This is a genomic window from Aeromonas sp. YN13HZO-058 (genome assembly GCF_001921245.1).
Taxonomy (GTDB): Bacteria; Pseudomonadota; Gammaproteobacteria; order Enterobacterales; family Aeromonadaceae; genus Aeromonas; species Aeromonas allosaccharophila.
In genome coordinates, this window is record NZ_MQSY01000016.1 from 75,934 (window position 1) to 91,310 (window position 15,377).

The 15,377-nt window shown below is 59.4% G+C and carries 12 protein-coding genes; 11 read left to right on the forward strand and 1 reads right to left on the reverse strand.

Annotated elements, in window-relative coordinates; translation table 11 throughout:
- Position 1 precedes the first annotated feature (1 nt).
- Positions 2 to 1,147, forward strand: a complete 1,146-nt coding sequence (gene nagA / locus BSP75_RS02625; RefSeq protein ID WP_042657090.1) for an N-acetylglucosamine-6-phosphate deacetylase — start codon at positions 2 to 4, stop codon at positions 1,145 to 1,147.
- Between the two features lie 4 nt (positions 1,148 to 1,151).
- Positions 1,152 to 2,366: an ROK family protein gene (locus BSP75_RS02630; RefSeq protein ID WP_042657089.1), complete on the forward strand. Its 1,215-nt coding sequence runs from the start codon at positions 1,152 to 1,154 to the stop codon at positions 2,364 to 2,366.
- 70 nt (positions 2,367 to 2,436) lie between these two features.
- On the opposite strand, the gene BSP75_RS02635 is transcribed toward BSP75_RS02630, so the two are convergent.
- Positions 2,437 to 4,062, reverse strand: a complete 1,626-nt coding sequence (locus BSP75_RS02635) for a phosphoethanolamine--lipid A transferase (RefSeq protein WP_075112113.1) — start codon at positions 4,060 to 4,062, stop codon at positions 2,437 to 2,439.
- 229 nt (positions 4,063 to 4,291) lie between these two features.
- On the opposite strand from BSP75_RS02635, the gene BSP75_RS02640 reads away from it, so the two are divergent.
- The 9 genes from BSP75_RS02640 to BSP75_RS02680 all read left to right on the forward strand — a co-directional run bounded on the left by BSP75_RS02640 (position 4,292) and on the right by BSP75_RS02680 (position 15,233).
- Positions 4,292 to 5,527 (forward strand): HD-GYP domain-containing protein, encoded by a 1,236-nt coding sequence (locus BSP75_RS02640; RefSeq protein ID WP_075112114.1) that lies wholly within the window; start codon positions 4,292 to 4,294, stop codon positions 5,525 to 5,527.
- A 353-nt stretch (positions 5,528 to 5,880) separates the two neighbouring features.
- A complete protein-coding gene (locus tag BSP75_RS02645) occupies positions 5,881 to 7,551 on the forward strand; it encodes a sensor histidine kinase (protein WP_075112115.1) in 1,671 nt (556 codons plus the stop codon).
- Complete coding sequence (gene btsR, locus BSP75_RS02650; protein ID WP_075112116.1) at positions 7,548 to 8,252, forward strand: two-component system response regulator BtsR; 705 nt, start codon at positions 7,548 to 7,550, stop codon at positions 8,250 to 8,252. Before BSP75_RS02645 ends, btsR begins: the two co-directional genes overlap by 4 nt.
- A 139-nt stretch (positions 8,253 to 8,391) precedes the next feature.
- Positions 8,392 to 9,813 carry a carbon starvation protein A gene (locus BSP75_RS02655; RefSeq protein WP_058053677.1) on the forward strand — a complete coding sequence of 474 codons (1,422 nt, stop codon included), beginning with the start codon at positions 8,392 to 8,394 and terminating at the stop codon, positions 9,811 to 9,813.
- 222 nt (positions 9,814 to 10,035) lie between these two features.
- Positions 10,036 to 10,374, forward strand: a complete 339-nt coding sequence (locus tag BSP75_RS02660) for a DUF3302 domain-containing protein (RefSeq protein WP_058053676.1) — start codon at positions 10,036 to 10,038, stop codon at positions 10,372 to 10,374.
- Between the two features lie 3 nt (positions 10,375 to 10,377).
- Entirely contained in the window at positions 10,378 to 11,415 is a 1,038-nt protein-coding gene (locus BSP75_RS02665) for an HlyD family secretion protein (RefSeq protein ID WP_075112117.1), read from the forward strand.
- Positions 11,416 to 11,519: 104 nt separating this feature from the next.
- Entirely contained in the window at positions 11,520 to 13,280 is a 1,761-nt protein-coding gene (locus tag BSP75_RS02670) for a DEAD/DEAH box helicase (RefSeq protein WP_075112125.1), read from the forward strand.
- Positions 13,281 to 13,402: 122 nt separating this feature from the next.
- Positions 13,403 to 14,839, forward strand: coding sequence for a D-alanyl-D-alanine carboxypeptidase/D-alanyl-D-alanine-endopeptidase (gene dacB, locus BSP75_RS02675; RefSeq protein WP_075112118.1), 1,437 nt, complete (start codon positions 13,403 to 13,405; stop codon positions 14,837 to 14,839).
- 130 nt (positions 14,840 to 14,969) lie between these two features.
- Positions 14,970 to 15,233 (forward strand): GrxA family glutaredoxin, encoded by a 264-nt coding sequence (locus tag BSP75_RS02680; RefSeq protein WP_005359380.1) that lies wholly within the window; start codon positions 14,970 to 14,972, stop codon positions 15,231 to 15,233.
- Positions 15,234 to 15,377 lie beyond the last annotated feature (144 nt).

Consider the following 15,377-nt stretch of genomic DNA (forward strand, 5'->3'; position numbering starts at 1 on the left):
CATGTACGCATTGACCAACTGCACCCTCTACACCGGCAGCTGCGTGCTGACCGGCTACGGGGTGCTTGTCGAGGGCGACAAGATTGTCGCCATCTCTCACCTGGCCGAGCTGCCAGCGGGCATCGAGCAGATTGACCTCAAGGGCGCCAACCTGACCGCCGGTTTTATCGACGTGCAGCTCAACGGCTGTGGCGGGGTGATGTTCAACACCGACATCACCACCGAGACCCTGGCAACCATGCAGGCCGCCAACCTCAAATCCGGTACCACCAGCTTCCTGCCGACCCTGATCACCAGTCCGGATGCCGACATGAAGCAAGCCGTTGCGGTCACCCGCGACTACATGGCGGCCAACCCCAACGAGGTGCTGGGCGTCCATCTGGAAGGGCCCTACACCAACCTCAAGCGCAAAGGGATCCACCCTGCCGCGCAAATTCGCCAGCCAGCAGACGAGATGATCGATTTCTTCTGCGCCAACGCGGATGCCATCACCAAGATCACCCTGGCTCCGGAGCGCAACGAGCCGGCCCATATCCGCCGTCTGGTGGACGCGGGCATTCTGGTCTCGGCCGGTCACACTGCCGCCAGTTACGATCAGGCGATGGCCGGGTTCGATAACGGGATCCGCTTTGCGACCCACCTCTACAACGCCATGACCCCGACCCTCAACGGTCGCGAGCCGGGCGTGGTGGGTGCCATCTATGATCGCAAGGATGTCTATGCGGGCATCATCGTCGATGGTCACCACGTGCACTGGGCCAACGTGCGACTGGCACACAAGGTGCTGGGGGAACGACTGGTGCTGGTCACCGACGCAACCGCGGCAGCCGGCGCGCCGGAAGGCTTTGAGAAATTTGATTTTTGTGGCACCACCGTCTTTTTACGCGATGGTCAGTGTGTCGACGAGAATGGTACACTCGGCGGTTCCTCCCTCACCATGATTGAGGGGGTGGAAAATCTGGTCAAGCAGGTCGGATTACCGCTCGATGAAGCACTGAGAATGGCCAGCCTCTACCCCGCTCGCGCCATTGGATGGGACTCACGTCTCGGTAGTATCCAGGTCGGTAAAGTAGCCAACCTCACTGTCTTCGATCAGGACTTCACGGTCCGTGGGACCGTGGTTAACGGACACTACACACAACAGTGACATCATGACTGGCGGACAAATAGCAAACGTAGATCTTATCAAGCAGGTGAACAGTGCCGCCGTATATCGGCTCATTGACCTGCAAGGCCCCATCTCCCGGGTCAAGATTGCCGAGTTGAGTCAGCTGGCCCCGGCCAGCGTGACCAAGATAACCCGGCAACTGATCGAGCATGGCCTGATCAAGGAGACCTCACCGCAAGCCTCTACCGGCGGGCGGCGAGCCATCTCGTTGACCACCATCAAACAACGCTTTCAGTTTGTCTCTGCCAAGCTGGGCCGTGGCTACCTGCAACTGAGTCTCTATGACCTCGATGGCAAGGAGCTCGACCAGCACGTCACTCAGGTGACCGAGATCGACCAGCAACCCGTGGTCGACATGCTGCTACGGGAGATTGGCGCCTTTATCGATGCCAACCGCGAACGCAGCCGCAACCTGATCAGCATCGCGCTGACCATGCCGGGTCTGGTCAACCCGGAATCCGGTATGGTCATCTACACCCCCAAGTACCAGATCCGCAATCTGGGGCTGGCGAAGCTGTTGGAGAACCACTTCAACCTCCCCTGCTACGTGGGTAACGACACCCGCTCGCTGGCACTGGCCGAACACTTCTTCGGCGAGTCCCGCGACTGCATGGACTCCATTCTGGTGAGTGTCCACCAGGGCACCGGCTCCGGGATCATCACCAAGGGTCAGGTGTTCCTCGGTCAGAACCGCAACGTCGGCGAGATCGGCCATATTCAGGTCGAGCCGCTCGGCAAGCGCTGCCACTGTGGCAACTTCGGCTGCCTCGAGACCATCGCCTCCAACGAAGCGATCATCGACAAGGTGAAGGAGCTCATCAGTCGCGGCCACCAGAGCGCGCTGCAGGAGAAGCACATCACCATTCAGGAGGTGTGCAAGGCGGCGCTGGCGGGCGATGAACTGGCCCGCAGCGTGATCGAAAACGTGGGTGAGCATCTGGGACGAGCCGTGGCCATCACGGTCAACCTGTTCAACCCGCAGAAGGTGCTGATCGCCGGCGAAATCACCGCCGCCGAAGAGATCCTCTTCCCGGCCATCCGTCGCTGCGTCGAGCATCAATCCTTGCCGAGCTTCCACCGTGGCCTGCCCATCGTGAAGGCCCGCTTCCAGAACCAGCCGACCTATGGCGGCTTTGCACTGGTCAAGCGCGCCCTGCTGGAAGGGGATCTGCTGCAGATCATCATGGAGCAGAAGTAAGGCACTGCCTTGCGAGACAACAAAACGGCAGCCACTGGCTGCCGTTTTTTATTATGTGCTCGTTGGAGATTTAGCCTGCCCGACACGGCTTGAACAGATCCAGCTTGTTGTCGTAAACACGGGTCTGCACATCCATGATCCCCAGCATGGAGTGAAACAGGTTGTCGTGGGAGAAGCGCTGGCTGCCCGCCTCCGCCGCCAGACAGCCCATATCCAGCTGGCGATCGGCCTGTAACTGGGGCGAGAACCAGGTCAGCAGCGGCACCCGGGTCTGATCATCCGGCGCAAACTTGTAGGGAGTGCCGTGCAGATAGAGCCCCATGGCACCGAGGGATTCGCCGTGATCGGAGAGATAGACCAGTCCCACATCGTACTGACTCTCCAACGACTTGAGCTTGTCGATCAGCCGCCCCACCACCTTGTCGGTGTAACGGATGGTGTTGTCATAGGTGTTGACCAGCTCTTCGTTACTACAGTTTTCAATGTCGCTGCGCGGGCAGTCTGGCATAAAGGCGCGTTCGCTGGCGGGATAACGGCGAAAATAGGTCGGGCCATGGCTGCCCATCAGGTGAAAGGCCACCAGCTTGTTGCCCTGCTGGCCCGTCATCCCGGCAATCTGCTGATCCAGTCCCTCCAGCAGCACCTCGTCATAGCAGGACTCTCCCTGACAGAGCGCCGGATAGGATTTGGGGAGGATCTCGATGGTGGGCACATTGCGGCACACCCCTTTGCAGCCGCCATCGTTCTCTTTCCACAGCACAGATACCCCGGCATGCTGCAGCACATCGAGCAGGCCGTCACGGGAGCTGGCAAGCTGGTCATCGTAGCCGCGCCGCGTGAGGTTGGAGAACATGCAGGGCACCGACACCGCAGTGGCCGTGCCACAGGAGCGCACATCTTTGAACGACACCACCCCCTGCTCTTTGGCCGTAAAGCTGTTGGTCGCCTTGCCATACCCGTTCAGGGAGTAGTTCTGGCTGCGCGCCGTCTCCCCCACCACCAGAAACATCAAGGTCGGCTTTTTCCCCCGGGCCACCACCCTGGCATCGGTCCCCAGGTGCTGATAGGGGATCGGGGTGGCAAACAGCACATCCCGTCCATATTTGTAGAGGCCGTGCACATAGTTGGCGGGCACAATTTCCTTGGCCAGCGACTTGTTGTTGCGACCGACCGAGGCGTAATCCTGATAGTAAAGTGCCGCGACGCCCCCGATAAACAGCAGGGAGATAGCCAGCGCACCGACCCGCAACGCCAGCCCCTGATACCAGCGAGCCGGATAGCGGATCCGCAGTGACCAGAGCACCAGAACAGGCAGCAGCCCGGTCAGCAGAAACCAGAGTGCCACCGAGCCATTCAAATAGGCTCCCGCCTCGCCGCGGTTGGTTTCGATTATGTTCTGCATCATACCGGCATCGAAGATGACGCCGTATTTGAGCATGGCGTAGCTGACGATGGAGCCGCTCAGAAGCAACAGGGTAAAAAAGGGCTTGAGCAAAAAACGGAACGTGAAGGGAATAAATACGGCATTGAGCGCCGCGATCAGCACCAGCGGGATCGAGATGGCAAACCCGACTTTGACATGAGACAAGCCACTGAGCGCCGTATAGAAATGCAAAAAGATCGGCCAGTTCAGCACCAGTGCAAAAAAGAGCACCAGCAACAGATTGGTCTGCAGTACACCGAGGGTCACACGCATAAACAACTCCTACATATCGGCCCGCTGCGCAGGGGCCGGTCAAGCCAACAAAAACAACGGGGCCAGCGTAGGAAGTAAAACTTAAGAGCGAATTAAGAGGAAAAGCAGGGGGCTCGTGCGCCCCATCACAGCGCGAGGTGCGCGCTGCCCCCAAAATGGATTTTTAGTTGTCTATCCATCGGATTTTGCTAGCTTGTTGAGTAGGCATTCCAGAAATGCAGGTTAACCGATGGCACTGATCCAGGCTTCCATAGAGCAGTTGAGAGTAGGCCACTATATCCATCTCCCCACCGGATGGACTAACCACCCTTTTATGTTCAATACCTTCAAGATCAAGGATCAGCAGCAGCTCGATATTATCCGTCACCTTGATCTCACCCTGCTGATGGTCGACCCCGACAAGAGCGATCTGCCCATCGAGCCGCTGCTGCGCGGTGATATTCCCGATGCAGGGCCCGATCTTGACGAGCTGGAAGAGCTGATTGCCTCGGGCCCGCCCCCTTTTGATGAGAAAGCCTTTCGCCGCTCCATGCGCGCCGCCGACAAAGCCTTTGGCCAGTCCATGAGCGAGCTACGCGATGCGCTCGGGGCGCTCAATCTCAAACCTGATGAAGGGCTGGCCAACACCGCCCAGATCGTTCGCAATGCCGCCTTCACTCTCAGTCAGCACGAGGGCCCCCTCGGACTGCACCTTATTCGCAGCCCCCACACCGATATCCTGCTGCAGCACAGTCTCAACGTGGCCTTTATCGCCATGCTGATGGCGCGCGAGCTGGGGATGAACCCCATCGAGCTGGAGGAGGCCGGGCTTGCGGGACTTATCCACGACATCGGCGAGCTGAAAATCCCGAGTCAGATCACCCAGAAACGCGGCGATCTCAGCAAGGCCGAGCAGAACTTCCTCAATATGCATCCCCAGTACGGGCTGGAGATGCTGACCCAGCTCAACGCCTTTGAGCCGAAAATTCGTCAGGTCGCCCACCTTCACCACGAGCGACTCGATGGCAGCGGCTATCCGCTCGGGATCAAGGGTGGGGAGATCCCGCCACTGGCCCGGCTGATCGGACTGGTCGACTTCTACGACGAGCTGCTCCATCCCCGCAACAGCGGCAACCCGGCGGCGCCGAGTCAGGCCATCAGCCAGCTCTACAAGTTATCCCAGAAGAAGTTCGACCAGAATCTGGTCAAGTTGCTGGTCAAGGTGCTGGGGGTCTATCCGCCAGGATCACTGGTGAAACTCTCGGACGAGAGCATCGCGCTGGTGCTCTCCACCGAGCCCACCATGCCCCTCAAACCGAAGATCCTGCCCTATATCAAGGCGCAGCGGCCCGAAGCGGTCGCCATGATCGATCTGCGGGAAGACGAGCGCACCATCACCGCCTTTATCAAACAGGAAGAGCTGGATGAAGGACAACGACAGTTCTTCAACCTGACTCGCCGCTTCTGCTACTACTTTGCCTTCTGAGTTATCCCCAGAAGCTGGGGATAACTCATTGGACAAACCGGAATAATTGCTCGAACCCCCATCAGAAGGTTGCCATCTGACCATGTATAAAAAACGCCCAGCCAAGGGGCCGGGTGGAGCATGCCACCTCCGTGTGGCGTATCCAGCGGATACATTCATGCTCCATCCATCAATACCAACCTGCTGTCGCTTACACAAATATCAATTTAACGTGCTGATTTAATATGGTTTTATTCACTTGTTCTGGCAAACTGACCGCCGATTGCGGCCACGTGGGCCAACAGAACAAGATCCTGATCACACTTATTCACGGGCTGGCTATTTTTTCGGCTGGCTTATGGGGGGCGTTTTTTATGCAGTTGGTCCTCTCCTTGCTGCAACAGATGAGCGTCAGCCTAGTGATCGCCTATCTCTTCTCGAAGAGCCCGCTGCTGCGCCCGCTTGCCAACTATTCGGTGAGGCTACCTCACAAGATACTGATATACATCATCTTTTCCAGCTTTTGTATCCTCGGCACCTATGTGGGCCTCGATATCGACGATGCCATCGCCAACACCCGGGCGGTCGGCGCCGTGCTGGGCGGGCTGCTGGGGGGCCCGCTGGTGGGCTTTCTGGTGGGGCTGACCGGCGGTCTGCACCGCTATACGCTGGGGGGATTCACCGATCTCGCCTGCGCCATCTCCACCACCTGCGAGGGGTTGCTCGGGGGCATTGTGCACTGGCGGCTGATGCGCTCGGGACGAACGGACGCCCTGTTTGAACCGCGCATCGCCTTCTTCACCACCCTCTACGCCGAGATCCTGCAGATGGTGATCATCCTGCTGGTGGCGACCCCGTTCGACAAATCCCTGCTGCTGGTGCGCACCATCGCCACCCCGATGATCCTGGCCAACTCCTGCGGCGCGGCGCTCTTTATCAGCATGATCCGCGACCAGCAGCGGATGTATGAGAAGTTCTCCCGGGTCTTCTCCGCCAAGGCGCTCAATATCGCCAACCGCACCGTGGGGATCATGAGTCAGGGCTTTACGCCAGAGGCGAGCAGCAAGATTGCCCGCATCATTCAGGAGGAGACTGGCGTAGGGGCTGTCGCCATCACGGACACCGAGAAGATCCTCGCCTTTATCGGCACCGGGGAAGATCACCATCTGCCGGGCACCCCCATTGCATCGGCCATCACCATGAAGGCCATCGCCCACAACAAGGTGCTGTTTGCCGATGGCAACAGCCAGCCCTATCGCTGCAGCCTCTCTCCCGCTTGCCAGTTGGGCTCGGTGCTGGTGATCCCGCTGCAGGGAGACAAGGGGGTGATCGGCACCATCAAGCTCTACGAGCCGAAGAAGCGGCTGTTTCTCAAGATCAACCACACCCTGGGGGAAGGGATTGCCAACCTGCTGTCACAGCAGTTGCTGGCCGGTCGGCTGGAGCAGCATCAGCGGCTGCTGGTGCAGTCCGAGTTGAAACTTATCCAGGCCCAGATCAACCCCCATTTTCTGTTCAACACCCTCAACACCATCAGTGCCATCACCCGGCGCGATCCGGACAAGGCGCGGGATCTGCTGCTGCATCTGTCGCTCTTTTTTCGCAAGAACCTCAAGCGCCAAAGCGGCCTTGCCACCCTGCAGGAGGAGCAGGAGCACTGCCAATCCTATCTGGAGATCGAGCTGGCTCGCTTTGGCGATCGGCTGACGGTGATAAACGAGATCCCGAGCCATCTTGCCAACCTGCAGCTACCCAGCTTCACCCTGCAACCGCTGATCGAGAATGCCATCAAGCACGGCATCTCGACCCTGCTGGAGCAGGGGCGCATTCGCCTCTGGACCGAGGAACAGCCAGCCAGCGTCACCATCCATGTAGAAGACAACGCCGGTGCCTGGCAAGCGCGCCCTGCTGGCGACGGTCTTGGCATGACCATCGTCGACAGGCGATTGAAGAGTGCCTTTGGCGAACGCTACGGCGTGACCATTGCGTGCGAGCCGGAGCAGTGGACCCGGGTCTCGTTCACCATCCCCAAGGAGCAACCATGATCCGCACCCTGATTGTCGATGACGAACTCTACGCCCGTGAGGAGCTGAAACAGCACCTTGCCTGCGATCCCGCCATCGAGATAGTGGGGGAAGCGGCCAACGCCATCGAGGCGCTCCCGCTTATTCAACGGCTCAAGCCCGACGTGGTGTTCCTCGATATCCAGATGCCCAAGCTGAGCGGTATGGAACTGGTGGCCATGCTCGACCCCCTGCCCCGCATCGTCTTTGTCACCGCCTTTGACGAGTACGCCATCCAGGCCTTCGAAGAGAACGCCTTCGACTACCTCCTCAAACCGGTGGAGCCCGCGCGCCTCGCCAAGACCATCGCCCGCCTCAAGCAGGATATCTCCCCGCAGCCGGTCGAGCGGCTCGCCCCCACCATCGAACACATTCCGGGCTATCTGCACAATCGGGTCAGGTTGCTGCCCATCGCACAGGTGGAGTATGCCTTCTCCGATCTCGGTGGCGTCCATGTGGCCTGTCAGGGTGAGCTGTTCCACACCCAGCTCACCCTCAAATCCCTCGAGGAGAAGAGCCCGCTGCTGCGCTGCCACCGCCAGTATCTGGTCTCCCCCAACGCCATCTTCGAGATCCGGCTGCTGGATAACCAGCTGGCGGAGATCGTTACCCCAAGCGGCGCCCGGGTGCCGGTCAGCCGCCGCTATCTCAAGGAGCTGAAAGATCAACTGGGGCTGGACTGAGCCAAGAGTGTGCGCCTGATCACAGCTGCCGACCGCTCGGCGCGCCAAAACGCCGCTCGGGTGGTTTCACCTGCCAGACAGGAGCAACCGTTTTAGACTCGCTCTGCACACTAAAAAATAACAATGCAGGAGCGTAACAATGATCTGGTTCTTCCTCTGTGTCGGCTTGCTTGTGGCCGGCTACTTCATATATGGCAAGTTCATCGAACGGATATTTGGCCCAAAGCCCGAGCTAAAAACCCCCGCCATCACCATGGCTGACGGGGTGGACTATGTCCCCATGTCGGACAAGAAAGTCTATCTGGTGCAACTGCTCAACATCGCCGGCGTCGGCCCCATCTTCGGCCCGATCCTCGGAGCCCTCTACGGTCCGGTCGCCATGCTCTGGATCGTCTTTGGCTGCATCTTCGCCGGTGCGGTACATGACTACTTCTCCGGCATGCTGTCGGTGCGCGCCAAGGGCGCCTCGGTGCCGACCGTGGTCGGTGAGCATCTGGGCACCGCCGCCAAGCACTTCATGAACCTGTTTGCCGTGGTGCTGCTGATGCTGGTGGGCGTGGTGTTCGTGCTGAGCCCGGCAGGGCTGCTCGCCAACCTCACCTCCACCGATCTGGTCTACTGGATCGTGGCGATCTTTGCCTACTACATCCTCGCGACCATAGTCCCCATCGACAAGATCATTGGCCGCTTCTATCCCATCTTCGGCGCCCTGCTGGTGTTCATGTCGGTCGGCCTCATCATCGGTCTGATTGCCTCCGGCAAAGGCTTCTACAACACCGGGATGGACTTCTCCAACCTGCACCCGACCGAACTGCCGCTCTGGCCGCTGCTGTTCATCACCATCGCCTGTGGCGCGGTATCGGGCTTCCACGCCACCCAGTCACCACTGATGGCGCGCTGCATGCAAAACGAGAAATCCGGCCGCTTCATTTTCTACGGTGCAATGATCGGTGAAGGGATCATCGCCCTCATCTGGTGCACCCTGGGTCTCTCCTTCTACGACAGCACCGAAGCACTCAACGCCACCATGGCCAACGGCGGCCCGGCCGCCGTGGTACACGAAGTTTCCACCAGCCTGCTCGGCACCGTGGGCGGTATTCTGGCCATCCTCGGCGTGGTGATCCTGCCCATCACCTCTGGTGACACCGCGTTTCGCAGTGCGCGCCTGATCGTGGCGGACTTCCTGAAGATGACCCAGAAGCCGCTGGCCAAGCGTCTGCTGATCGCCATTCCCATGTTCATCCTTGGTTTCATCATCTCCAAGGCCGAGTTCGGGGTGATCTGGCGCTACTTCGGCTGGGCCAACCAGACCACCGCCGTCATCATGCTGTGGGCCGCAGCCGCCTTCCTCATCAAAGAAGGCAAGCTGCACTGGGTCTGCACCATCCCTGCCATGTTCATGACCGCCGTGGTGTTCACCTATCTGGCCAACGCCCCCATCGGGTTCGGGCTGGAGATGGGGATCTCCACCATCATCGGTCTGGCAGCCACTGCAGTGATTACCGTTGCCTTCCTGGTGAAATTCCGCCAGCCGCTGGTCAGCCGTGCCAGTGAAGGGTAATACGGCAAAAAATGCTGCAAAAAACAGCATAAAAAGGCGCCTTATGGCGCCTTTTTAAATGACAAATAAAGTAATAACAAAACTCTGTGATGGCTTCAGCTTCAATACAGCGAAAGCGCTTAAGATTCCGTGCGAAATAACGATAAATATGTGATTCTTAATTGCTTTAGTGCTTGTTGGAACCCATGATTAAGCTGCGCGTCATGCCAGTGGAGGTTATAAATGGCCCTTGATTATTTTGCTCTTGGCCTGCTCGTCTTTGTCGGGCTGGTCATTTTTTATGGGATCATCGTGATCCACGATATTCCCTACGATATTGCCAAACACCGGAATCACCCTCATCAGGATGCCATTCATGTCGCGGGTTGGGTCAGCCTGTTTACCCTGCATGTGCTGTGGCCCTTCCTCTGGATCTGGGCAACCCTCTATCGGCCGGATCGCGGCTGGGGCTTTAGCCAGCGGCTGGAAAAAGATGAAGACGATCTGGCCGCCCTCAAGCAGGAGCTGGCCGATCTGAAGAGCCGTATCAACACTATCGAACAGAGTGAGCAACAGGGATAAACCATGGACCTGCTACTGATCCTGACCTATACGGCACTGTGTGTGGCCGTATTCAAAATCTTCCGTATCCCGCTCAACAAGTGGACGGTTCCCACTGCCGCACTGGGTGGCATCATCATCATCGGCGCCCTGATCATACTGATGAACTACAACCATCCCTACTCGGAGATGGCGCGCAATTACTACATATCCACCCCGATTGTGCCGCTGGTCAAGGGCCGGGTCGTTGAAGTCCCGGTGAAGCCCAACCAGCTGGTGAAAAAAGGGGATGTGCTGTTTCGCCTTGATGATGAGCCGTTCCGCCTGAAGGCAGACAGCCTCGCCGCACGGGTCGAATCCAACCGCGAACACCTCAAATCCATCGAAGCGCGGCTGCGCTCCGCCAAGCTGGATCGGGATCGCGCCAAAGAGCTGATGCAACGTGGTGTCGGCAAACAGCGTGATCTGGATGTCAGCCAGGCCAACGTAGACGATATCGTGGCCCAGATTGACCAGCAGAAAGCCACCCTGAACGATCTGCAAGCTCAGCTGCTGGAAGCCAAGTATCAGCTGGCCCAAACCGTGGTCTATGCCCCGAGCGATGGCCATGTAGTGCAGCTGGCCCTGCGCCCCGGCATGATCGCCACCCCCTTCATGTACCGCCCGGTGATGACCTTCATCCACAAGGATGAGACCGCCTATGTCGGCTGGTTCTGGCAAAACAGCATGCAGCGTCTGGCGATTGGCGACGAGGCCGAAGTGGTGATCGATGGCATCCCCGGCAAGATCTTCAAGGGCAAGGTGACTGCAGTGATCCCGGCCATTGCCGCCGGTAACGTGCAAGCCAACGCCGGTCTGCTGGATCAGACTACTGCGGTGCGTCCGGGCCGTCTGCCTGTGATCATCTCCATCACTGACCCCGAGTGGCCCAAGTATCAGGTGATCGCCGGTGCCAGTGGTCAGGCTGCTATCTATACCCACTACTTCCACCATGTCTCCATCATGCGGAAAGTGTTGCTGCGCATGGCAAGCTGGATGAACTACATCTTCCCGTTCCATTAATCAGCACCCTACCTCCCAGCGGGCCGGCATCATGCCGGCCCGCTGTTTTTGTGGCGGCAAGATCCCTATAATGGCGCCACACCATGCCCAAACGCCACACCCTCATGTTCGTTCTCAGACCCTATCAAACCGACGCAGTCAACGCCGTGATCAGCCACTTTCGCAAACACCCGGACCCCGCCGTGGTGGTGCTGCCCACCGGTGCGGGCAAGAGTCTGGTGATCGCCGAACTGGCCCGCAAGGCACGCGGTCGGGTGCTGGTGCTGGCCCACGTCAAGGAGCTGGTGGAGCAGAACCACGCCAAATACGAGGCGTGGGGGCTCAAGGCCGACATCTTCGCCGCAGGGCTGGATCGCAAGGAGGCGAGCGCTCAGGTGGTGTTCGGCTCGGTGCAATCGGTCGCCCGCAATCTGGCGGCCTTCGACGGCGCCTTCTCGCTGCTGATCATCGACGAGTGCCACCGGGTCTCGCTCGATGACGACAGCCAGTACCATCAGGTGATCGAGCATCTCAAGGCAGCCAATCCCGCCCTCAAGATCCTAGGTCTCACCGCCACCCCCTATCGGCTCGGGCTGGGCTGGATCTACCGACGCCACTACCACGGCATGGTCAAGAGCCACGGCGAGCGGCTGTTTGGCGACTGCGTGTTCGAGCTGCCCCTGCGCTTCATGGTGAAAAACGGCTACCTGACGCCGCCGCGCATGGTGGATGCCCCCATCGTCCACTACGACTTCAGCAAGCTGGTGGCTCGGGAGAACGGCCTGTTCAGCGAGGCGGATCTTAACGGCGAGCTCAAGCGCCAGCAGCGGGTTACCCCTCATATCCTGAGTCAGGTGCTGGAGTATGCCGCCGACCGGCAGGGGGTGATGATCTTCGCCGCCACCGTCGAGCACGCCCGGGAAATTCAGGGGCTGTTGCAGGCCCAATCCCAGAGTGCAGCCCTTATCACTGGCGAGACCCCGGGGCCGGAACGCGATGCCCTTATCAGCGCCTTCAAGGCACGGGAGATCAAGTTTCTGGTCAACGTGGCGGTGCTCACCACCGGCTTCGATGCCCCCCATGTCGATCTTATCGTGATGCTGCGCCCCACCGAGTCGGTGTCGCTCTATCAGCAGATTGTCGGTCGGGGCCTGCGCCTCTCGCCCGGCAAGGAGGATTGTCTGGTGCTCGACTATGCGGGCAACAACTTCAACCTGTTCGCCCCCGAAGTGGGGGAACCCCGCCCCCACGCCGGTACCGAACCGGTACAGGTGCCCTGCCCCGCCTGCGGCTTTGCCAACACCTTCTGGGGCAAGACCGACGAGGATGGCAAGGTGATTGAGCACTACGGCCGCCGCTGTCAGGGGCTGTTTGAAGATGACGAGGGTAACCGCGAGGAGTGTGACTACCGCTTTCGCGCCAAGATCTGCCCCGGCTGCGGCGCAGAGAACGACATTGCCGCCCGCCGCTGCCAGAGCTGCGATCAGCTGCTGGTGGATCCGGACGACAAGCTTAAAGAGGCGCTCAATCTCAAGGATTGCATGGTGATCCGCTGCGCGGGGCTGACCCTCACCGCAGGGCGCGGCAAACAGGGGGAGCGGCTGGAGGTGATCTATCACGATGAGGATGGTCTCACCCTCAATGAGTACTTCGGATTTCACTCCGAGGGCGCACGGCGCTTGTTTCAACAGCACTTTGTGCGTCATCATTGGCCCGCCCCGGGGCTGAAGCCCGAATTCACCACCCTGGCGAACGTGCTGGCGTGCGAGCGTCAGTTCCGTCATCCGGATTTTGTCATCGCCCGCAAATCGGGTCGCTTCTGGCAGATAAAAGAGAAGATTTTTGATTATGAGGGTCGCTATCGCACCGCCAACTCGATGGCGTGATGGCCACTGGCGACCGGCATGAATTGCTTTGCCACGGCCGATCCTGCATCGGCGGGTGAAACAGAGTTGAATTATCAGGGTCGGCACCACTGCCGGGCCCCTTCGTCACGTTAGAGGATGTTATGCAGCGGCTGTTGATTGGTTTTTGTGCTCTCTTTTCTCTGGCGGCTCAGGCCGCCCCGCTGACGCCCCCTCAGGGTGGCCAGTACGCCATCATAGTGCAGGGCAATAACGGCGTGGAGTTCGCCCGCCATGCCGATCAGATGATCGCCCCCGCCTCCACCATGAAGGTGCTCACCGCCCTGGCAGCCCGCCTTGAGCTGGGTGCCGACTTCCGCTTTGCCACCGACATTCAGGCCCAGCCCGGCGCCAAACAGGGTGACACCATCAACGGCGATATCTGGATCAACTTCGTCGGCGACCCCACCCTCTCCCGCATGGACCTGCTGGCCCTGTTCAAACAGCTCGGCGTCAGCAGCATCAAGGGCAATGTCTACGTCAACACCGGCGCCTACAACGGCTACGAGCGCGGTAACGGCTGGTCGTGGGGGGATCAGACCCTCTGCTTCGCCGCACCGGTCTCGTCGGTCATCATCGACAAAAACTGCGCCTACGGCACCATCACCGCCACCCAGATCGGCAAACCGGCAGTGGGCAACGTGGCTACCGGCGTGCCCATCGGCATCGGCGCCGATAACGTGGAAGTGATGAGCTACGGCGACATGGCGCGCCAGTTCTGCGCGCTGGAAGTGGACATGGCCAAGGGTAACTTCTACGAGCTCAAGGGCTGCATCACCCCGAACAAGGAGCCACAGGGGCTGCGCTTTGCCATCCACGACGTGGAAGCCTGGGGCTGGGACAATATCCGCTGGGCGATGAACCGGGCGGGCATCAAACATGATGGCCTGCTGCGAGTCACCCACAAGTCACCGGTCGGCGCCGAGACACTGGGCACCCACTACTCGGTCTCCCTGCCGGTGATGCTGGCCAAGATGCTGAAGAAATCGGACAACCTCTATGCCGATACCTTCCTCAAAACCGTGGGGCGTCACTACTACAACAAGCCGGGCAGCTATCGCAGCGGCACCATGGCGGTGCGCGCCATCCTGACCAAGAACGGTATCGATCTGGGTAACGCCACCCTGGCCGACGGCTCCGGCCTCTCCGCTCACAATCTCATCAGCGCCCGTCAGATGCTGTCGGTGCTCAACTTCATCCAGAAAAACGATGCCGAGCTTGGCCTGATCAAGCTGCTGCCAAGCTCCCAGGTGGATGGCACTCTGGCGTGGCGTCGCAGCGTCACCGCCCCCATGATGAAGAACAAGGTCCACGCCAAGACCGGCACCATCACCGGCACCTCCAATCTGGTGGGCTTTATCGATACCGCAGGCGGCCAGCGCAAGGCGTTCGTGATGTTCCAGCGCGGCCTGTCGCAAGACCCGGCCACCCATGAGCGCTACCGTGCCAGCAAGGCACCCTGGCCCTGGACCGTATTCGAGAAGGGGGTGCTGGAGAGCATCTATCAGCAGCAACCGATCCAGATTGCCGAGCCGCAGTGATGCCGTAATAGGCCCACTCGAATCACGGTATCGATAATTTCGGCTTCAAGTCGCCACGAGGCAGGGCTATGCTGTTGCCTGCCTCATATCAACGGCCATACCAAAACGGCTTAAAGAACGGAGAGAAAATATGTTTGCAGTGATTTTTGGTCGCCCGGGTTGCCCCTACTGTGTCCGTGCCGTACAGATCGCCGAGCAGCTGACCGAGCAGCGCGATGACTTCAAATTCCGCTACGTGGATATCCATGCCGAAGGGATCACCAAAGAAGATCTGGCCAAGAGCGCCGGCAAGCCGGTCAATACCGTGCCGCAGATCTTCCTGGACGAGCAGCACATCGGTGGCTGCACCGATTTCGAAGCCTACGCCAAAGAGAATCTGGGTCTCTACCAGTAATGCCTGCGGCTCATCCCGAGCGGGTTTACCGCCAGAACGTATAAAAAAATCCGGCGCCATCAGGCGTAATGCCGATCAGTTAAGGATCCATTGACCGATCCTGCTGATGTGTAAAAATCCGAAACCTGTTGATTGGTTTCGGAT